The organism is Lysobacter arseniciresistens ZS79 (genome assembly GCF_000768335.1).
GTDB classification, from domain to species: Bacteria; Pseudomonadota; Gammaproteobacteria; order Xanthomonadales; family Xanthomonadaceae; genus Novilysobacter; species Novilysobacter arseniciresistens.
The window spans coordinates 44,007-64,207 of sequence record NZ_AVPT01000009.1; the positions used below are offsets into that span (position 1 = coordinate 44,007).

The following is a 20,201-nucleotide window of genomic DNA, read 5'->3' on the forward strand; positions in this document are numbered from 1 at the left end:
TGCGGCTGCCTACTTGTTGTTGTAGGCGTCCATCCCCTTGGTCTTGTCGGCTTCCGCCTGCGCCTTGTTGGAGGTGTTCTTGGCGCGGTTGATCGACTGGGTCGCGCTCTGGCCGGACAGTTCCTTGGCCATGCCGGCGACGCCGCTGCGGACCGTGCCGCCGAAGGCGGTGATGGCGGCAATGGCGGCGATCGCGATGAGTGCGGTGATGATGATGTATTCGGTCATGCCCTGGCCGCGCTGGCGGCCGGCACCGAAGCGGCGCTGCTGGATCTGCATTGGGATCTCCCTGCGAATTGGTTCGACTTGAATGACGTTCCCCGCATCACCTCAGTGACAAATAATGTCAACATGTGTCACTTGAGGGCGAACCCGAGCCTACAAGGCACCCCCTTCAAGTCAACGGCAGTTAAATGACGATCAGCAGTTCTGTGATTTGAGTCACAGAATTTCCCCTGTTCATCCAGATTTTTGTGCTCTTCAGACAAACGAAAGCCGCGCGCCGTACTGGGACGACGCGCGGCTTGGAGACTGCGTCAGCGCAGGGAGGCGAGGACGGTTTCGCAGGTGTCCGTGCGCCGGCCGCCGGACATGGCGACGTCGTCGATCGCGACGCGGCGGGTGGCTACCGGCAGCGCCTCCTCGAACTGGCGGTCGAACTCGGCGGCGGCGGTGCCCATGGCGGTGGCCTGCTCGCGCTGGGCGGCCAGGTGCGCGTCGAGCTCGGCGGCGCTGGCGCCGCAGGCTTCGGCATAGGCGTGGTTGGTCGCGGCGGCGCCGGCCCAGCCCAGCTCCACCAGGCGTGCATCGAGCTCGGCGGCATCGCCCTCCGGCACGGCGCCGTCATTGCCCGCGACCGGATCAGCCGCTGGGCCAGCCATAGCTGCATCGTTTGCGGGACCCGGGGTGGCGCCCGTGGTTTCGGCCGGCGGCTCACTGCCGGAACAGGCCACAAGGCCGACGGCCAGCGCGGCGGCGATCAGGGTCGGGCGGAACAGGGACATGCGGACTCCTTTCAATATGGAATGAGGTGCCGCCGGTGGCGGGGGCCGGCCGGCGACGCGGTCATCATACGAAGGAGGCGGCCGCCGGGGCCGGCGCGGCGTCTCAGCTGCGCAGGCCGGTCCCGCGCCTGAGCAGCACCAGCCCGAACGCCGTCAGCGCGACCACGAACGCGAGCATCAGCGCGTACGCCACCCACAGCGGCACGTCGCTGACGCCGAGCAGGCCGTAGCGGAACGCGTTGACCATGTAGAAGATCGGGTTGGCGTGGGTCATCGCCTCGGCCCAGCCGGGCAGCAGCTTGACCGAATAGAACACGCCGCCCAGGTAGGTCAGCGGAGTCAGGATGAAGGTCGGGACGATCGCGATGTCGTCGAACTTGCGCGCGTACACCGCGTTGACGAACCCGGCGAGGGCGAAGATGGTCGCGCCCAGCAGCACCGTGGTCAGCGTCACCAGCGGGTGCGGTACGCGCACGTCGGTGAACAGCGAGGCGATCAGCAGCACGATCGCGCCGACCGCCAGCCCGCGCGCGACCGCACCGGTGACGTAGCCGCCAAGGATCACCCAGTTGGGCATCGGGCTGACCAGCAGCTCCTCGACGTGGCGGCCGAACTTGGCACCGAAGAAGCTCGACGCGATGTTGCCATAGCTGTTCTGGATGATGCTCATCATCACCAGCCCCGGCACGATGAAGTCCATGTAGGCGATGCCGTCCATGGTGCCGATGCGCGAGCCGATCAGGCCGCCGAAGATCAGGAAGTACAGCGTCATGGTGATCGCCGGCGGCACCAGGGTCTGGGCCCAGATGCGCAGGATGCGGCTGATCTCGCGGCGGACGATGGTGCCCAGCGCGACCAGGTTGTGGCGGCTCATGCGCGTGCCTCCGGTGCCGCGGCGGCGGGCGGGCCGGCGGTGACCATGCTGACGAACAGCTCCTCCAGCCGGTTGGATTTGGTCCGCATCGAACGCACCCGGATGCCGGCCGCGTCGAGCGCGGCGAACACCTGGTTGAGGTCCATCGCGCGCGGCATGTCGATGTCGAGGGTGTGGTCGTCGCGCGCGCAGACGGTGATGCCGGGGATCTCCGGCAGTGTCGCCGGCAGGGTGCCGTCGATGTCGAGCACGAAGCCTTCGACGTCGAGCCTGGCCAACAGCGCCTTCATCGGGCCGGACGCGACGATCGTGCCGCGGTCGATGATCGCGAGGTTGCGGCACAGGTGCTCGGCTTCCTCGAGGTAGTGCGTGGTCAGGATGATGGTGGTGCCGGCGGCGTTGATCTCGCGCAGGGTCTGCCACATGCCGCGGCGGATCTCGATGTCGACCCCGGCGGTGGGCTCGTCGAGGATCAGCAGGCGCGGCCGGGTCATCATCGCGCGGGCGATCATGAGCCTTCTTTTCATGCCGCCCGACAGCGTGCGGCTCATCATCCGCGCCTTGTCCCACAGCTGCGCGCGCCGGAGTTCCTCCTCCGCGCGCACGATCGCCTCCTCGCGCGGCACGCCGTAGAAGCCGGCGTAGTTGACCAGGATGTCGAGCGGCTGCTCGAAGGTGTTGAAGTTGATCTCCTGCGGCACCAGCCCCATCAGCCGCATCGCCGCGTCGCGGTCGCGGGTGATGTCGGTGCCGAAGATGCGGACCGAGCCGGAACTGAGGTTGACCAGCGAGCTGACGATGCCGATCAGGGTGCTCTTGCCGGCGCCGTTGGGGCCGAGCAGGGCGAAGAAGTCGCCCTCGGCGACGTCCAGCGACACGCCCTTGAGCGCCTCGATCCCCGGCTTGCGCGGGCCGGCGTCGTAGGTCTTGCGCAGGTCGTGGATGGACAGCGCGGGGACCGGCCGGCCGGGGGCGGTGGCGACCGCCTGGGTGTGGGGCATCGGGGCAACCTTGGGTCGTCGGAAGGACCGGCGCGGGCGGCGGCGCGGTGGCCACCGGCGAAGCCGCGCGGGCATTCCCGGTAGTATAGGCGGCCCGCAGGCGGCGGCCCGGTCCGCGCCTTGCACACACTGTTCCGCGGACTTCCCTGCCCCGCCGCCGCGAGGTCCCGCCTTCCCAGGGTACGCCGTGGCCATCCAGCACTTCCCCCTCAAGCTCGTCTCGCGCCGCATGCTCGCCCCGGGCGTCGGCCACTACGTGTTCGTGCGCGGCGACGGCGCGCCGCTGGACTTCATCCCCGGCCAGTTCATCCAGGTCCACTTCCGCTACGCCGACGGCACCGCGACCAAGCGCTCGTACTCGCTGGCGACCATCCACGACCACGCGATCGGCCCCGGCGAGGCGGTCGAGATCGCGGTCAGCTACGTGCCCGGCGGCGCGGCCACGGCACTGTTCGAAGGTCTCGACATCGGCGACGCGATCGACGCCAGTGGCCCGTTCGGCCGCTTCTGCCTGATGCCGGCCGATGACAACCGCCGCTACCTGCTGATCGGCACCGGCACCGGGGTGACGCCGTACCGCTCGATGCTGCCGCTGCTGGAGCGGGCGATCGCCGAGCGTGGCATCCGGGTGGTGCTGCTGTTCGGTGCGCGCACGCCGGCCGAGCTGCTGTACGGCGACGAGTTCCGCGCCTTCGCCGACCGGCACCCGGACCACTTCCGCTTCGTCCCGTGCTTCTCGCGCGAGCTGCCGGAAGCCGGTTCGCCGCACGCGCACGCCGACGTGCGCAACGGCTACGTGCAGCAGTTCCTGCCCGAGTTCGCGCCCGACCCGGCCGGCGACATCGCCTACCTGTGCGGCAACCCGAACATGGTCGACGCCTGCTTCGAGGCACTCAAGGACGGTGGGCTGGAGGTCAAGCAGATCCGCCGCGAGAAGTACGTCAGCTCCAAGTAACGGCGGCCCGCGGCACGACCTTTGTCACGTTTTCGGCGCCACCCCCGTCTGTCATCCTGAGGCGATTGGCCTTGGACCAGAGGGGATCCATGCACACCACCCGTTTCCTGCCCGCCGCGCTTGCGGCCGCGGCGGCCGCGCTTGCGCTGGCCGGCTGCGGCCCCGCGAGCGACGCGCCCGCATCCGCCGGCGCGCGTTTCGGCGACATCGCCTTCGAGCCGTGCTCGCTGCAGGGCGCCGCCGGCGTCGAGCCGGTCTCCGCCCAGTGCGGCACGTTCGAGGTCGCCGAGAACCCGGCGCAGCCCGACGGCCGCCGCATCGACCTGCGCATCGCGTGGCTGCCGGCCAACAAGGGCAGCGCGGTCGGCACCGGCGACCCGGTGTTCTTCCTCGCCGGCGGCCCCGGCCAGGCCGCGACCGAACACGCCGCCGCGGTACAGCGGATGCTGGGCGACGTCGCCAAAACGCGCGACATCGTCCTGGTCGACCAGCGCGGCACCGGCGGCTCGAACCCGCTGGAATGCGTCGACGCCAACGGTGAACCGATGGCGTTCGGGCCGGCGCTGGAGTCGCCCGACCGGATCGCCGCGTTCGCGCGCGAGTGCGCCGCCGGCCTCGCCGACCACGCCGACCCGCGCTTCTACACCACCACCGACGCGGTGCGCGACCTGGAGGCCGTGCGCGCCGCGCTCGGGGTCGAACAGGTCAACCTGGTCGGCGTGTCCTACGGCACCCGCGTCGCCCAGCAGTACGCCGCCACCCACCCCGACCGCGTGCGCACGATCGTGCTCGACGGGGTCGCGCCCAACAGCCTGGTGGTCGGCGGCGAGTTCGCGCAGACGCTGGAGGACGCGCTGGCGCTGCAGTCGGCCAAGTGCCGCGAGCTGCCGGCCTGCGCCCGGCGCTACCCGGTCGACATGCGCGAGCGCCTGCGCACGGTGATGGAACGGCTGGAGGCGGCGCCGGTCGAGGTCGACTACCGCCACCCGCGCACCGGCCGGCTGGAGCATGGCACCGTCACCGCCGACGCCGTCGGCGGGCTCGCCTTCATGTTCTCGTACGCGCCGCAGACCGCGTCGCTGCTGCCGCTGGTGATCGACGAGGCGGCACAGGGCCGCTACGCGCCGCTGATGTCGCTGGTGGAAATGAACACCCTGCGGATGGAAGGCCAGATGACCCGCGGCATGCAGTGGTCGGTGATCTGCGCCGAGGACGCCGGTCGCTGGCAGCCGGGCAGCGGCGGCGATGACACCCTGATGGGCGACGCGGTCGCCGAGGGCCTGTTCGCCGCCTGCGACGGCTGGCCGCACGGCAGCGCGCCGGAGGGCTTCCACGCGCCGTTCGCCTCCGACCTGCCGGTGCTGCTGCTGTCGGGCGAACTCGACCCGGTCACCCCGCCGCGCTACGGCGAACAGGTCGTCGAGCACCTGCCCAACGGCCGGCACCTGGTGCTGGCCGGGCAGGGCCACAACGTGTCGTGGATTGGTTGTGCACCCAAGCTGGTCGGGCAGTTCATCGAGGGCGCCGACGCGGCCGCGCTGGATGCCTCGTGCCTGGACACGCTGAGCTACGTGCCGCCGTTCGTCACCTTCAACGGCTGGTCGCCGTGAACCTGGCCGGGGAGCCCACCGCATGATTTCCGCAGACAACCTGCACAAGGCGTTCAAGACCAGGACCGGCACGGTCAAGGCGGTCGACGGCGTGACCTTCGAGGCGCGCGACGGCGAGATCACCGGCCTGCTCGGCCCCAACGGCGCCGGCAAGACCACCACCCTGCGCATGCTCTACACGCTGATGACGCCCGACAGCGGCGCGGTCGCGGTCGACGGCGTCGACGCGGCCGCCGACCCGGCCGCGGTGCGCCGCGCGCTCGGCGTGCTGCCCGACGCACGCGGCGTCTACAAGCGCCTGACCGCGCGCGAGAACATCGCCTACTTCGGCCAGCTGCATGGCATGTCGAAGGCCGACATCGCCGCGCGCACCGCCGCACTGTCGACGGCGCTGGACATGGACGCGATCCTCGACCGCCAGACCGAGGGCTTCAGCCAGGGCCAGCGGACCAAGACCGCGATCGCCCGCGCGCTGGTGCACGACCCGCGCAACGTCATCCTCGACGAGCCGACCAACGGCCTGGACGTGATGACCACCCGCGCGATGCGCGAGTTCCTGCGCCAGCTGCGCGCCGAGGGCCGCTGCGTGATCTTCTCCAGCCACATCATGCAGGAGGTGGCCGCGCTGTGTGACCGCATCGTCATCATCGCCAAGGGCCAGGTGGTCGCCGCCGGCAGCGCCGACGAACTGCGCGAGCGCTTCGGTGAACCCAATCTCGAGGACGCCTTCGTCAAGGCGATCGGCAGCGACGAGGGCCTGCACGCATGAGCGCTTCCAGCACTTTCACCCAGCTGTGGGCGGTCGCGGTCAAGGAACTGCGCGACTTCGCCCGCGACCGCCGCACGCTCGCATTGACCCTGCTGATGGGGCCGCTGCTGTACCCGGCGATCATGCTCGGCCTCGGCACCATGGCCGAAAGCCGCGCCCGCACCCAGCTCGACGAGCCGCTGGAGATCCCGGTGGTCGGCGCCGAACACGCGCCGCACCTGGTCGCCTTCCTCGCCGGCCACGGCATCGAGGCGGCGGACGAGCTGCCGGCCGACGTCGACGCCGCCGTGCGCGAGCAGACCTTCGACGTCGCACTGTCGATCGACGCGCAGTTCGGCGAGGACTGGCGTGCCGGCCGCCCGGCGCGGGTCGACGTGATCCACGACAGCACCCGGCGCACCGCCGAGATCCCGGTCAAGCGCCTGCGCGCGGCGTTGCAGGCCTATGCCGGCCAGGTCGGCGCGCTGCGGCTGTACGCCCGCGGCATCGACGCCACGGTGACCCAGCCGATCGCACTGGGCAGCCGCGACCTCGCCACGCCGGAGGCCAAGCGCGGCGTGCTGCTGTCGATGCTGCTGCCGTACCTGCTGATCCTGATGTCGTTCCTCGGCGGCGCCTACCTGATCATGGACGCCACCGCCGGCGAACGTGAGCGGCAGTCGCTGGAGCCGCTGCTGGCGACGCCGGCGTCGCGCGGGGCGATCGTCAGCGGCAAGATGGTGGCCGCATGCCTGGTCGGGATCGCCTCGCTGCTGCTGACCCTGCTGGCGTTCAAGCTCAGCGCGCAGTTCGCCGGCGGCACCGCGCAGATGCTCGACGTGCGCTTCAGCGCGATCGCCAAGCTGCTGCTGATCCTGCTGCCGATGCTGTTCATCGGCACCACCCTGCTGAGCTACCTGTCGGCGGCGTCCAAGAGCATGAAGGAGGCGCAGAGCCACATGACCTGGCTGATGCTGCTGCCGATGCTGCCGATCATGCTGCTGGCGGTGAACCCGCTGAAGTACGAGCCGTGGCAGTTCGCGGTGCCGTTCCTGGCCCAGAACCAGATGATCCAGAAGGTGATCCGGGCCGAGCCGGTCGATCCGCAGACCTGGACGATCTACCTGGTGGCGGGGTTCGGGCTGGCGGCGCTGCTGTGGTTCGCCGCGGTGCGCCGCTACCACCAGGAGAAGCTCGCGATCTCCGGCTGAGCCGGCGGTCGCGGCCATGAAAAAGCCCGGCGCGCGCCGGGCTTTTTCGTTGCGGCGCTGTCCGCCGGGGCGGGTCAGCCGCCCGGGTTGAAGCCGATCGCGCGGCGGGTGGTCACCGGCGCGGAGATCGGCTGGAAGCGCCAGCTCTGCACCGCGTCGAGCGCCGCGCGGTCGAACACCCGGGCCGGCTCCGAGCGCACCACGCGCGCGGAGGTGACCGAGCCGTCGGTGCCGACGGTGTACTCGACCACGACCTCACCCGACTGGCGCGCACGCAGCGCGTCACGCGGGAACACCGGCGCCGACATCGACAGCGGACGCAGGTCGTCGGCGGTCGGCTTGGCAGCGGCGGCGGCACGCGCGGCGGCGGCACGGCGTTCGGCCGCCTGCTGCTCGGCCTGCTGCTCGGCGAGCCGCTCGGCTTCGGCGGCCTCGGCGGCCTCCTTGTCGGCAGCCTCCTTGCGGGCCAGTGCGCGCGCGGCTTCCTGCTGCTGGCGCTGCTGGTCGGCTTCGCGCTGGCGCTCGATCTCGGCCTGCCGCGCCGCCTGTTCCTCGGCGCTGGTCGCCTCGGCGGCGGCACGCGCCACCGCGGCCTGCTGGCGCGACTCGATGTTGGTCTTCAGGCGGTCCAGCGCCGGATGCGTCGGTTGCGCCTTCTCGACCAGCGCCGCCAGCCGGCGGGCCTCGTCGAAGTCCTCGCGGTTGATGCTCTGCTCGGTCGCGATGACGGTCATCGGCAGCAGGTCGGTCAGCGCGCTGGAGGCGCCGGCGTCGTCGGGTGCCTTGTCGCGCAGGGCGAGGTAGTACTCGACCGCGTTGTCCTCGGCCGGCGCGTACAGGCGGTTCTCGCTGTAGGCCGTGCGCGCGGCGGCTCGCAGTTCGTCGATGCTCAGCGCGTTGACCTTGTCGGAAACCGCGGTCTCGGCGGTCGGTGCCGGCGCGGTGTCGGCCGCGGCGGCGGGTTCGGCGGCGGCCGGTGCGGCGCCCCCCGGCGCCTCCTCGCTGCCACAGCCCGCCAGGGCCAGGCCAAGGGCCAGCACCAGCGACAGTTTTGCAACGGCAAAAGGACGGCCCGATGGCCGGTCGATGTCTGTAACGATCATGAATGGAACTCCCCCTAAAGTGCGGCCGTTTGGGCGCACGCGCACAAGGTCACGACAGCGCGCCCGCTTTGTCAAGCGGGGCCGGGTGACCGGCCGGCCATCCGCGCCGAAAGATGACGCCGGTCACGATTCCACGCAGCCGGCCGATCGCGCCCGCGGCCGGCTATTTGCCGACGCAGAAACTCGAAAAGATGTGGCCCAGCAGGTCGTCGGCGCGGACCCGACCGGTGATCTCGCCGAGCGCGTCGTGGGCGGCACGCAGCGCTTCGGCGGCCAGGTCGAGCGATTCGTGCGACAGCTGGGCGCGGGCCGCGGCCAGTTCCACCGCCGCCTGCCGCAGGGTGTCGACGTGGCGGCTGCGGGCGGTGAACGCGCCGGTGCCTTCGCCGATGTCGTCGCCGGCGGCGAGCGCCTTCAGGCGCGCATGCAGGGCGTCAAGGCCGACGCCGCTCAGGGCCGACAGCCGCAGTGGCGGTTCGTCGCTCGCGCCGGGGGTCGCGTCCGGTGCGCCGTCGTTGCCGGCGGGTGATGCGGGTTCGCCCGCCGCCAGCAGGTCGGCCTTGTTGTGGACCCATACGCGCTGCGGGACGCCGGCGATCGCATCGGCCACCGCGGTGCGGCCGCCGGCCGGGTCGCGCGCGTCGAGCACGATGATCGCCAGGTCGGCGCGCTGGAGTTCGGCGTGGGCGCGGCGCATGCCCTCGCGCTCGATCGCGTCGCCACCATCGCGCAGGCCGGCGGTGTCGACCAGCGACAGCTCGACGCCGTCGATCCGCACCACTTCGTGCAGCAGGTCGCGGGTGGTGCCGGCGATGTCGGTGACGATCGCGCGGTCGCTGCCGGCCAGCGCGTTGAGCAGCGAGCTCTTGCCGGCGTTGGGCGGGCCGACGATCACCGCATGCAGGCCGTCGCGCAGGCGGCGGCCGTGTTCGGCGCGGGCCAGCAACGCATCGAGCGCGTCGCCGGTGGCCGCCAGCCGCGCGCGCAATGCGGCGCCGCCGAGGGTGTCGAGCGGTTCGTCGGCGAAGTCGATCGCCGCTTCGACATGGACCCGGATCGCCAGCAGCTCGGCGGCGATCGCCTCCACCCGTTGCGAGAACTCGCCGTCCAGCGCCCGTCGCGCGGCGCGGGCGGCACGGGCATCGCCGGCGGCGACCAGGTCGGCGACCGCCTCGGCCTGGGCGAGGTCGAGCCGGCCCTCGAGGAATGCGCGCTCGCTGAACTCGCCGGGCCGCGCCAGCCGCGCGCCGAGTTCGCGGCAGCGCGCCAGCAGCACCTGCAGCACCGCGGTGCCGCCGTGGCCCTGCAGTTCGACCACGTCCTCGCCGGTGTAGCTGGCCGGCGCGGCGAAGTAGAGCGCGATGCCGTCGTCGATCGCCTCGCCCGCGGCGTCGAGGAAGCGTGCGTGGTGGGCGTGGCGCGGACGCAGCGCACGGGCCGTCACCGCTTCGCCGATCGCCCGCGCGCGCGGCCCGGACAACCGCACGATGCCGACGCCGCCGGCACCGGCGGCGGTCGCGATGGCGGCGATGGTGTCGCGGTCGGTCATGGCGTCGCCAGTGTGTCGCAGGCGCAAACGAAAAGCCCGCCGGTCGGCGGGCCTTCGCCTTGCTTCGCGGCCGTCAGGCCTTGGCCGGCGCCTCGCTGTACTTGCGGATCATCCACCACTGCTGCAGCAGGCCGAGGCCGGCGTTGGTGACCCAGTACAGCACCAGGCCGGCCGGGAAGAACGCGAACATCACGCCGAACACCAGCGGCATGAACTGCATCATCTTCGCCTGCATCGGGTCGACGCCGGTCATCGGGTTGAGCTTCTGCGTCGCCCACATCAGCGCCATGTTGATGACCGGCAGCACGAAGAACGGATCGCGCGCGGTCAGGTCGTCGATCCACAGGATCCACGGCGCGTGGCGCAGCTCGACCGACTCGGCCAGCATCCAGTACAGCGCCAGGAACACCGGCATCTGCACCAGCAGCGGCAGGCAGCCGCCGACCGGGTTGATCTTCTCCTTCTTGTACAGCTCCATCATCGCCTGCTGCAGCTTCTGGCGGTCGTCGCCGTAGCGCTCCTTCAGCTGCGCCATGCGCGGCTGGAACTTGCGCAGCCGCGCCATCGACTTGTACTGCGCGGCCGACAGCGGAAACATGATCAGCTTGATGATCACCACCAGCCCGACGATCGCCCAGCCCCAGTTGCCGAACACGCCGTGCAGCTTGGCCAGCACCCAGAACAGCCAGCCGGCCAGCGTCGCCATGATGCTGAAGCGGCTGAAGTCGATCGCGCGCTCCAGCCCCGGCACCTGCTGCGACTGGATGTTGGCCACCAGCTTGGGGCCGACCCACAGCCGCGCCTGGGTCGCGGCGCTGGCGCCGGGGGCGACGCTGACGCCGGGGCCGAGCTCGCGGATCAGGTAGTGGGTGCCGCCGGTGCCGCTCGGCGTCGCCAGCGAGAACGTGCTGGTGTCGCCGGCCTCCGGGATCCACGCGCCGAAGAAGTGGTGCTGCAGCATCGCGATCCAGCCGCCGGTGACCTGGCGGTTGAGCGGGCCGTCGTCGACGAAGTCCTCGTAGTCGCGGCGATCGTACTCGCCGTCGCCGAACCACGCCGCGCCCTGGAAGCTGTACTGCTCGACGCTCATCGGCCCGGACGACTTGAGCGCGCGCGGCACCCGGCTCAGCTGGCGGTAGACGAAGCCCTGCCACGGCGAGGCGCCGTTGTTGACCACCTCGTCGCGCACGTGGACGACGTAGTCGCCGCGGTTGAAGGTGTAGGTGCGGCGGATGGTGACGCCGTCGGCGCCGGTCCAGGTGAACGGCACCACGACCTGCTCCTCGCCGGCATCGAGGGTGAGGTCGGCGCCGGCCGGCAGGGCGGCGCGGTCGAACGCGAAACCCGACTGGTGGGTCGGCGCGGCACCGCTGTTGCTGACCCAGCCGCTCTGGGCGACGAAGTAGTTGGCCGCGTCCTGCGCGAACAGGCGCACCGGCGCGCTGCCCTCGTCGGCGGTGCTCGGGTAGGCGAGCAGGTCGGCCTGGCGGACCTCGCCGCCATCCAGCACGACCTCGAGCACGTCGGTGCGCACGGTGACCGCGGTCTCGGCCGGCGCGGCGGAACCGGGCGCGGCCGGGTCGGCCGGCTGTCCCGCCACCGGCACCACCGGCGCGGCGTCCATCGACGGCACGCTGCCGTCGCCCGGCACCGCCGGCGTGGCAGTGGTCGTGGTGGCCGGCGCGACGACCGGCGGGGTCGCCTGCTCCTTGTCCCATGCCATCCACAGCAGGGTCGCGACCATCAGCCAGGCGAAGATCAGGAATACACGGGTCTGGTTCATGGGCAACCGGCAGGCTCAGCCGCCGCCGTTCGGCGGCGCGGGAAATGGGGGGGAAGATGCGGCCGGCGCGGCCGGCGCCGGCATTGTGACGGCCGCCGCGGATGCCGGCAACGACGCGGCCGGCAGTGCACCGGCGCGACGCAGCAGGTTGAGGAAGGCCTCGCGCAGCTGCGGGCCGTCGCATTGCGCCGCCGCGGGACGCGCGACCACCACGTAGTCGCCGTCGGCCACCTGGCCGCGATACTGGCGGAAGCAGTCGCGCAGGACGCGCTTGATCCGGTTGCGGCCAACCGCGCGGCGGTCGACCTTGCGCGAGACCGCGAGCCCGAGGCGGGCGCCGCTGGCAGCGGTGCCACCGGCGTCGGCGGCTTCGCCTTCCGGCGCCGGCCGCAGCCAATGCAGCGCGAGCACGGGCAGCGCCACGCGCCGGCCGTGCTTGAAGATGCGGTCGAAGTCGGAACGCGCGCGAACCCGCGCGGTGCGCGGGAAGCGGGTCGAGGTCATCCGGGAGTCGACGGCGGCGATGTGCGGCCGTCGCATCACTACGCGCGGCCCGGGAACCCCGGGGCCGTCGGCGCGGTGATCAGGCGCAGAGACGCTTGCGGCCCTTGGCGCGGCGGCGCGCGAGGATCTTGCGGCCGTCGGCGGTCGCCATGCGGGCACGGAAGCCGTGGTCGCGCTTGCGCTTGAGGTTGCTGGGCTGGTAGGTGCGCTTGGTGGCCATGGAAACGGCTCTGGGGTTATGCGGAACCGGCAATTTTAGCGGCCGCCGCGAAGCGCGGTCAAGCCGGCTGCGCCCTTCCCTGTTCGACGCCGCCCCCCGGTGCTAGTCTGGCCGGCCCCCTTCCGGTCCGACGCCGCGGCCCCGCGGCCGCGCGATGGGTCCGTCCATGTCTGCAAGCACCACGATCACCAACATCCCTATGGACGCCTGGCCCCGCTGCCTGGAACGCCTCGAAGCCGAGTTCCCGGCCGAAGACGTCCACACCTGGCTCAAACCCCTGCAGGCCAGCCGCCGCGACGATACCACCGTGCTGTACGCGCCCAATGCGTTCGTGGTGGAACACGTGCGCGAGCGCTACCTCGACCGCATCCGCGAGCTGCTCGGCCACTTCGCCGGCAACGACGCGGTCAGCCTCGAGGTCGGCTCGCTGCCGCGCGTGCCGGCCGCCGCCGCGCCGGCCGTCGCACCCACCGCCCGGACGGCCGCGCCGGCCCCGGCCGAGCCGTTCGACGGCCACCTCGACAGCCACTACACCTTCGACAACTTCGTCGAGGGGCGGTCCAACCAGCTCGGCCGCGCCGCCGCCTGGCAGGCCGCGCTCAAGCCCGGCGACCGCGCCCACAACCCGCTGCTGCTGTACGGCGGCACCGGGCTGGGCAAGACCCACCTGATGTTCGCCGCCGGCAACGCGATGCGCGCCGCGGACCCGTCGATCCGGGTGCTGTACCTGCGCTCGGAGCAGTTCCTCGCCGCGCTGATGAAGGCGCTGCAGGACAAGGCAAACGGCATGGCCGCGTTCAAGAAGCAGTTCCAGCAGGTCGACGCGCTACTGATCGACGACATCCAGTTCTTCGCCGGCAAGGACCGCACCCAGGAGGAGTTCTTCCACACCTTCAATGCGCTGATCGACGGCAAGCAGCAGATCATCCTGACCTGCGACCGCTTCCCGCGCGAGGTCGAGGGGCTGGAGCCGCGGCTGAAGTCGCGGCTGGGCTGGGGCCTGTCGGTGGCGATCGACCCGCCCGACTTCGAGACCCGCGCCCAGATCGTGCTGTCCAAGGCCGCCGAGCGCGGCGCGGCGATCCCCGAGGAGGTCGCCTACCTGCTGGCCAAGAAGATGCGCTCCAACGTGCGCGACCTCGAGGGCGCGCTCAACACGCTGGCGGCGCGGGCCAATTTCACCGGCCGCGCGATCACCGTCGAGTTCGCCCAGGAGACCCTGCGCGACCTGCTGCGCTCGCAGCAGCAGTCGATCTCGATCCCCAACATCCAGAAGACCGTGGCAGACTACTACGGGTTGCAGATCAAGGACTTGTTGTCGAAACGGCGGACCCGCTCGCTCGCCCGTCCGCGCCAGATGGCGATGGCGCTGACCAAGGAGCTGACCGAGCACAGCCTGCCGGAGATCGGCGACGCGTTCGCGGGCCGCGACCACACCACCGTACTGCACGCCTGCCGCCAGATCCGCAGCCTGATGGAGACCGACGGCAAGATGCGCGAGGACTGGGACAAGCTGATCCGCAAGCTCAGCGAGTGATCCACGGAGGGTGTGGGGCGGCTGGGAGCAAGTTGTGGACAACTGGCCCGGTCGGCCGCCGCGGAAAACTTGTCCACAGCTTGTACCCGGATTCCGGGGCGGTTTGTACCGCGGTTGGCGAAGCCGGAATTACCCGTGTTTTCAACAGCTTGCATGGCTTTTCCCGGATTTTCGGGCGCTCCACCACTACCACGCTTTTGATTTATTCAACTCTCTTGTATTGGGCATAGGGGAAGGACCGCATGCGTTTCAGCCTGCAACGCGAAGTGTTTCTCAAGCCGTTGGCGCAGGTCGTCAACGTGGTCGAACGCCGGCAGACCCTGCCCGTGCTGGCCAACCTGCTGGTCCAGGTCAACGGCGGCGAGCTGTCGCTGACCGGCACCGACCTGGAGGTCGAGATGGTCTCGCGCATCGCGGTCGACGACGCCGAGGACGGCGAGACCACGATCCCGGCGCGCAAGCTGTTCGACATCGTCCGTGCCCTGCCCGACGGCAGCCGGGTGTCGATCAGCCAGAGCGCCGACAAGGTGACGGTGCAGGCCGGCCGCTCGCGCTTCACCCTGGCCAGCCTGCCGGCGAACGACTTCCCGTCGATCGACGAGGTCGAGGCGACCGAGCGCGTGCGCGTGGCCGAGGCGACCCTGAAGGAGCTGATCGAACGCACCGCGTTCGCGATGGCCCAGCAGGACGTGCGCTACTACCTCAACGGCCTGCTGTTCGACCTGCGCGAGGACAGCCTGCGCTGCGTCGCCACCGACGGCCATCGGCTGGCCCTGTGCGAGGCCGAGTACGAAGGCAGCGCCCAGACCAAGCGCCAGATCATCGTGCCGCGCAAGGGCGTGACCGAACTGCAGCGCCTGCTCGAGGGCGGCGACCGCGAGCTTGAGCTGGAGATGGGTCGCGGCCACATCCGGGTCAAGCGCGACGACGTCACCTTCACCAGCAAGCTGATCGACGGCCGCTTCCCCGACTACGAGGCGGTGATCCCGATCGGCGCCGACAAGGAAGTGAAGATCGACCGCGAGGTGCTGCGGGCCTCGCTGCAGCGCGCCGCGATCCTGTCCAACGAGAAGTACCGCGGCGTCCGCATCGAGGTCTCGCCGGGGCAGCTGAAGATCAGCGCGCACAACCCCGAGCAGGAGGAGGCGCAGGAGGAGGTCGAGGCCGAGACCCGGGTCGACGACCTGGCGGTGGGTTTCAACGTCAACTACCTGCTGGACGCGTTGACCGCGCTGAAGGACGAGCAGGTGACCCTGGCCCTGCGCGACGCCAACTCCTCCGCCCTGGTGCGCGAGGCGTCCAACGACCGTTGCCGCCACGTCGTGATGCCGCTGCGCTTGTGATGTTCCACGTGGAACCGGTTGATGTACGTAACGCGCCCGGCTTGTCCGGGCGTGTTGCCGTCTGGCCTGCTGATCCCTCCCCGGAGCATCCCCCGTGCGGGTGACCCGGCTCGACCTGCGCAACGTCCGCCGGTTCGACGAGGTGTCGATCCGCCCCGCGTCCGGCCTGAACGTGCTGACCGGTGGCAACGGCGCCGGCAAGAGCAGTGTGCTCGAAGCGCTGCACCTGATGGCGTACGGGCGAAGCTTCCGCGGGCGGGTGCGCGACGGGCTGGTCCGCAGCGGCGCGCCGGCGCTGGAGGTATTCGTCGAATGGCGCGAGCCGGTGACGGGTTCGGACGGATCGGTGGTCGGTGGAACGGAACGGACGCGCCGTGCCGGGCTGCGGCACTCGGGCCAGGACTGGGACGGCCGGCTCGACGGCCAGTCGATCGCCCAGCTCGGCGACCTGCTGTCGGCGTTGGCGGTTGTGACGTTCGAACCAGGCAGCCACGCGCTGGTCGCGGGCTCGGCCGATATCCGCCGACGCTACCTCGATTGGGGCCTGTTCCACGTGGAACAGGCCTTTACCCCGGTGTGGCGGCGTTACGCGCGGGCGCTCAGGCAGCGGAACGCCCTGCTGAAATCGCGTGCCGGTGACGCGCAGCTGGATGCCTGGGACCATGAGCTCGCGCAGGCCGGCGAACTGCTGTCGGGCTATCGCGAGACGTTCCTTGCCCGGCTGGAACCGGGGTTCCGCGCCTTGACCGGCGAGCTGGCCCCCGCCCTCGGCGGCACCGCGCTGGAGTACTCGCCCGGCTGGCGCAAACACGAACTCCCGCTCGCCGACGCCCTGCTGCTGGCCCGCGACCGCGACCGGCTGGCCGGATTCACCTCGGTCGGGCCGCACCGCGCCGACTGGCGGGTCGGGTTCGCCTCCCTGCCCGGCCGTGAGGCCCTGTCGCGGGGGCAGACCAAGCTGGTCGCACTGTCGGCCCTGCTCGCGCAGGCCGATCATCTGGCGGCGGTCCGCGGTTGCTGGCCGGTGGTGGCGCTCGACGATCTCGCCTCGGAGCTGGATCGCGACCACCAGGAGCGCGTGATCGACCGCCTGCTGGCCAGCGGTGCGCAGGTCTGGGTCACCGGCACCGAACTGCCGCCGGCACTGGCGGCCGGCGACCGCGGCTTCTCCTTGTTCCACGTGGAACACGGCCGGATCGAGCCCCGCTGACCCTCGCCGAGCGCCGTCCGGACAGCTGCGCGCCGGGTTCGCCGGGGCCGCGTCGGCTATACTCGGAGGCATCCATTCAAGTGATTCTCGACACTGGCTGCCGGTCCGGGGCCACGTCGCCGGAGCCCGTTGCGCATGACCCAGATCGAGCACGAACCCCAGTCGTCCCAGGACGCCGAAGCCGCCCCCTCGCAGGCCTACGACTCCAGCAAGATCACCGTGCTGCGTGGCCTCGAAGCGGTGCGCAAGCGCCCGGGCATGTACATCGGCGACGTGCACGACGGCACCGGCCTGCACCACATGGTGTTCGAGGTGGTCGACAACTCGGTCGACGAAGCCCTCGCCGGCCACGCCGACGACATCGTGGTGACCATCCACGAGGACGGCTCGGTGTCGGTGGCCGACAACGGCCGCGGCATGCCGGTCGACATCCACAAGGAGGAAGGCGTCTCCGCGGCCGAGGTGATCCTCACCGTGCTGCACGCCGGCGGCAAGTTCGACGACAACAGCTACAAGGTTTCCGGCGGCCTGCACGGCGTCGGCGTGTCGGTGGTCAATGCGCTGTCCGAGCACCTGTGGCTCGATGTCTGGCGCGACGGCCACCACCACCGCCAGGAGTACGCGCTCGGCGAGCCGCTGTACAAGCTCGAGCAACTCGAGGCGACCGAGCGGCGCGGCACCCTGCTGCGGTTCCGGCCGTCGCCGGAGATCTTCACCGACGTCGAGTTCCACTACGACATCCTCGCCAAGCGCCTGCGCGAGCTGTCGTTCCTGAACTCCGGCGTCAGGATCACCCTGGTCGACGAGCGCGGTGACGGCAAGCGCGACGTGTTCCAGTACGAGGGCGGCATCGCCTCGTTCGTCGAGCACCTCGCCCAGCTCAAGACCCCGCTGCACCCCAACGTGATCGCGGTCAGCGGCGAGGAGTCGGGGATCACCGTCGACGTCGCGATCCAGTGGACCGACTCCTACCAGGAGACGATGTTCTGCTTCACCAACAACATCCCGCAGAAGGACGGCGGCACCCACCTGCAGGGCTTCCGCGCCGCCCTCACCCGCACCCTGTCCAATTACATCGAGCAGAACGGCATCGCCAAGCAGGCCAAGGTCAACCTGTCCGGCGACGACATGCGCGAAGGCATGATCGCGGTGCTGTCGGTCAAGGTGCCGGACCCGAGCTTTTCCAGCCAGACCAAGGAAAAACTGGTCTCATCCGAGGTGAGACCGGTTGTTGAGCATACGTTCGGTGCGCGTTTGGAGGAGTTCCTGCAGGAACACCCGCAGGAAGCCCGCGCCATCTGCGAGAAGGTGGTCGACGCCGCCCGCGCCCGCGAGGCCGCGCGCAAGGCCCGCGACCTGACCCGCCGCAAGGGCGCGCTCGACATCGCCGGCCTGCCCGGCAAGCTCGCCGACTGCCAGGAGAAGGACCCGGCGCTGAGCGAGCTGTTCATCGTCGAGGGCGACTCGGCCGGCGGCTCCGCCAAGCAGGGCCGCAACCGCAAGAACCAGGCGGTGCTGCCCCTGCGCGGCAAGATCCTCAACGTCGAGCGCGCCCGCTTCGACCGCATGCTGTCGTCCGACCAGGTCGGCACGCTGATCACCGCGCTGGGCACCGGCATCGGCCGCGACGAGTACAACCCGGACAAGCTGCGCTACCACCGCATCATCATCATGACCGACGCCGACGTCGACGGCGCGCACATCCGCACCCTGCTGCTGACGTTCTTCTACCGCCAGATGCCGGAGCTGATCGAGCGCGGCCACGTCTACATCGGCCTGCCGCCGCTGTACAAGATCAAGCAGGGCAAGAACGAGATCTACCTCAAGGACGATGCCGCGCTGGACGCCTACCTCGCCGGCAACGCGGTCGAGAACGCCTCGCTGGTCCCGGCCGAGGGCGAGCCGCCGATCACCGGCGAGGCGCTGGAGAAGCTGCTGCTGGCCTACGCCGGCGCGCGCGACACCATCACCCGCAACGCCCACCGCTACGACCCGCGGGTGCTGGAAGCACTGATCGACTTCACCCCGCTCGACGGCGAGCACCTCAGCCGGAACATCGACGAGCGCCACGAGCTCGACGCGCTGGAGAAGCGCCTCAACCGCGCCGGCATGGGCAAGCCGCGCTACGCGCTGAGCCTGCAGGCCGCCACCGCTGCGCATCCGGCCGCCCTGCTGGTGCGCCGCACCCACATGGGCGAGGAACTGCTGCAGGTGCTGCCGCTGGCCGCGTTCGAAGGCGGCGAACTGCGTGCCCTGCGCGAGGCCGCGGCGCAGCTGCATGGCCTGGTCCGCGACGGCGCGCAGATCGTCCGCGGCAACCGCGCGCAGCCGGTCGACAGCTTCGCCGAAGCCCAGGCCTGGCTGATGGACGAGGCCAAGAAGGGCCGCCAGATCCAGCGCTTCAAGGGCCTGGGCGAGATGAACCCCGAGCAGCTGTGGGAAACCACGGTCAACCCCGAGACCCGCCGCCTGCTGCAGGTGCGGATCGAGGACGCGGTCGCCGCCGACCAGATCTTCAGCTGCCTGATGGGCGACGTGGTCGAGCCGCGCCGCGAGTTCATCGAGGACAACGCGCTGCGGGTCGCGAACCTCGACGTCTGAAGCACCGGGCCGGCGACCACCGCCGCCGGACCTTGACGGCCCATTCATCGAAGCGGGGCTACAAGAACCCTCCACGGAACAGGAACCCCGCCATGAAACCGTTGCTGCCCGGCCTGGCCGTCGCCATCACCCTCGCCGTCACCGCGTGCGCCACCACCACCTCGCCCACCGGGCGTACCCAGCAGGTCGGCGCGGTTCCGCAGCAGCAGCTCAACCAGATGGGCGCGCAGGCGTTCGCCGAGTACAAGGCGAAGCTGCCGCAGAGCAACGACGCCGGCCAGACCGCCTACATGCGCTGCGTGGTGTCGGCGGTGACCCGCCAGCTGCCGTCCAACATGCAGGCCAACTGGGAAAGCGCGCTGTTCGTCAACAAGGAACCCAACGCCTTCGCCCTGCCCGGCGGCAAGGTCGGCCTGTACACCGGCATCTTCACCGTGGCACGCAACCAGGACCAGCTGGCCGGCGTGGTCGCCCACGAGATCGGCCACGTGGTGTCGCGCCACCACGACGAGCGCGTCACCCGCCAGCTCGGCGCCCAGGCCGGACTCGGCATCCTCGGCGCGCTGGTCGGCTCGCAGTACGGCTCCGGTGCCGCGCAGGCCACCCAGCAACTGGGTGGCGCCGCGGTCCAGGCCGCGTTCCTGCTGCCCAACAACCGCCAGCAGGAGTCCGAAGCCGACATCGTCGGCCAGCGGCTGATGGCACAGGCCGGGTTCGACCCGCGCGAGGCGGTGGACCTGTGGCAGAACATGATCGCCGCCGGCGGCAACCGCGGCCCCGAGTGGCTGTCGACCCACCCCGACCCGCAGAACCGCATCGCCGAACTGCGCGCGCGCGCAGCCGACCTGATGCCGGTCTACCAGCAGGCGCGCGCGGCCGGCCGGACGCCGGACTGCGGTTAGCACGGTCTGTCGGTTCAGGCAAGGCGGTTACTTCCGGCAATGTGTT

At 70.7% G+C, this 20,201-nt stretch carries 18 protein-coding genes; 9 read left to right on the forward strand and 9 right to left on the reverse strand.

Going from position 1 to position 20,201, the window contains the following annotated elements:
- Window positions 1-9: 9 nt before the first annotated feature.
- From N799_RS06595 to N799_RS06610, 4 genes are all read right to left on the reverse strand, one after another.
- Window positions 10-279, reverse strand: a complete 270-nt coding sequence (locus N799_RS06595) for a hypothetical protein (RefSeq protein ID WP_036209708.1) — start codon at window positions 277-279, stop codon at window positions 10-12.
- Between the two features lie 257 nt (window positions 280-536).
- On the reverse strand, window positions 537-1,004 hold the full coding sequence (locus tag N799_RS06600) for a hypothetical protein (protein ID WP_036209710.1): 468 nt from the start codon (window positions 1,002-1,004) through the stop codon (window positions 537-539).
- A 103-nt stretch (window positions 1,005-1,107) separates the two neighbouring features.
- Window positions 1,108-1,878, reverse strand: a complete 771-nt coding sequence (locus tag N799_RS06605) for an ABC transporter permease (RefSeq protein WP_036209713.1) — start codon at window positions 1,876-1,878, stop codon at window positions 1,108-1,110.
- Window positions 1,875-2,879 (reverse strand): ABC transporter ATP-binding protein, encoded by a 1,005-nt coding sequence (locus N799_RS06610; RefSeq protein ID WP_052101313.1) that lies wholly within the window; start codon window positions 2,877-2,879, stop codon window positions 1,875-1,877. The genes N799_RS06605 and N799_RS06610 overlap by 4 nt, the downstream gene beginning before the upstream one ends.
- A gap of 187 nt (window positions 2,880-3,066) precedes the next feature.
- Here N799_RS06610 and N799_RS06615 point away from each other — a divergent pair, with 187 nt between their 5' ends.
- From N799_RS06615 to N799_RS06630, 4 genes are all read left to right on the forward strand, one after another.
- On the forward strand, window positions 3,067-3,834 hold the full coding sequence (locus N799_RS06615; protein ID WP_338038893.1) for a ferredoxin--NADP reductase: 768 nt from the start codon (window positions 3,067-3,069) through the stop codon (window positions 3,832-3,834).
- Between the two features lie 89 nt (window positions 3,835-3,923).
- Window positions 3,924-5,444: an alpha/beta hydrolase gene (locus N799_RS06620; protein WP_036209716.1), complete on the forward strand. Its 1,521-nt coding sequence runs from the start codon at window positions 3,924-3,926 to the stop codon at window positions 5,442-5,444.
- A gap of 22 nt (window positions 5,445-5,466) precedes the next feature.
- Entirely contained in the window at window positions 5,467-6,213 is a 747-nt protein-coding gene (locus N799_RS06625; RefSeq protein ID WP_036209719.1) for an ABC transporter ATP-binding protein, read from the forward strand.
- Window positions 6,210-7,403 carry an ABC transporter permease gene (locus tag N799_RS06630; RefSeq protein WP_036209722.1) on the forward strand — a complete coding sequence of 398 codons (1,194 nt, stop codon included), beginning with the start codon at window positions 6,210-6,212 and terminating at the stop codon, window positions 7,401-7,403. The genes N799_RS06625 and N799_RS06630 overlap by 4 nt, the downstream gene beginning before the upstream one ends.
- Window positions 7,404-7,477: 74 nt before the next feature.
- On the opposite strand, the gene N799_RS06635 is transcribed toward N799_RS06630, so the two are convergent.
- From N799_RS06635 to rpmH, 5 genes are all read right to left on the reverse strand, one after another.
- Window positions 7,478-8,506: an energy transducer TonB gene (locus N799_RS06635; protein WP_036209725.1), complete on the reverse strand. Its 1,029-nt coding sequence runs from the start codon at window positions 8,504-8,506 to the stop codon at window positions 7,478-7,480.
- A gap of 163 nt (window positions 8,507-8,669) precedes the next feature.
- Window positions 8,670-10,055 (reverse strand): tRNA uridine-5-carboxymethylaminomethyl(34) synthesis GTPase MnmE, encoded by a 1,386-nt coding sequence (gene mnmE, locus N799_RS06640; RefSeq protein ID WP_036209728.1) that lies wholly within the window; start codon window positions 10,053-10,055, stop codon window positions 8,670-8,672.
- A 73-nt stretch (window positions 10,056-10,128) separates the two neighbouring features.
- The gene (gene yidC, locus N799_RS06645) at window positions 10,129-11,838 is read right to left on the reverse strand and encodes a membrane protein insertase YidC (protein ID WP_036209730.1); all 1,710 of its coding nucleotides are present in this window, start codon (window positions 11,836-11,838) and stop codon (window positions 10,129-10,131) included.
- A 15-nt stretch (window positions 11,839-11,853) separates the two neighbouring features.
- Complete coding sequence (gene rnpA / locus N799_RS06650; protein WP_036209880.1) at window positions 11,854-12,342, reverse strand: ribonuclease P protein component; 489 nt, start codon at window positions 12,340-12,342, stop codon at window positions 11,854-11,856.
- 79 nt (window positions 12,343-12,421) lie between these two features.
- Complete coding sequence (gene rpmH / locus N799_RS06655; RefSeq protein ID WP_031374044.1) at window positions 12,422-12,562, reverse strand: 50S ribosomal protein L34; 141 nt, start codon at window positions 12,560-12,562, stop codon at window positions 12,422-12,424.
- A 199-nt stretch (window positions 12,563-12,761) separates the two neighbouring features.
- Here rpmH and dnaA point away from each other — a divergent pair, with 199 nt between their 5' ends.
- The 5 genes from dnaA (at window position 12,762) to N799_RS06680 (ending at window position 20,155) form a co-directional block, all read left to right on the forward strand.
- Window positions 12,762-14,099 carry a chromosomal replication initiator protein DnaA gene (dnaA, locus tag N799_RS06660; RefSeq protein ID WP_036209733.1) on the forward strand — a complete coding sequence of 446 codons (1,338 nt, stop codon included), beginning with the start codon at window positions 12,762-12,764 and terminating at the stop codon, window positions 14,097-14,099.
- A gap of 242 nt (window positions 14,100-14,341) precedes the next feature.
- Window positions 14,342-15,442 (forward strand): DNA polymerase III subunit beta, encoded by a 1,101-nt coding sequence (dnaN, locus tag N799_RS06665; protein ID WP_036209737.1) that lies wholly within the window; start codon window positions 14,342-14,344, stop codon window positions 15,440-15,442.
- Window positions 15,443-15,536: 94 nt separating this feature from the next.
- Window positions 15,537-16,652, forward strand: a complete 1,116-nt coding sequence (gene recF, locus N799_RS06670) for a DNA replication/repair protein RecF (RefSeq protein WP_036209739.1) — start codon at window positions 15,537-15,539, stop codon at window positions 16,650-16,652.
- Between the two features lie 135 nt (window positions 16,653-16,787).
- A complete protein-coding gene (gyrB, locus tag N799_RS06675) occupies window positions 16,788-19,253 on the forward strand; it encodes a DNA topoisomerase (ATP-hydrolyzing) subunit B (protein WP_036209742.1) in 2,466 nt (821 codons plus the stop codon).
- A 92-nt stretch (window positions 19,254-19,345) separates the two neighbouring features.
- Window positions 19,346-20,155: a M48 family metallopeptidase gene (locus N799_RS06680; RefSeq protein ID WP_036209749.1), complete on the forward strand. Its 810-nt coding sequence runs from the start codon at window positions 19,346-19,348 to the stop codon at window positions 20,153-20,155.
- Window positions 20,156-20,201 lie beyond the last annotated feature (46 nt).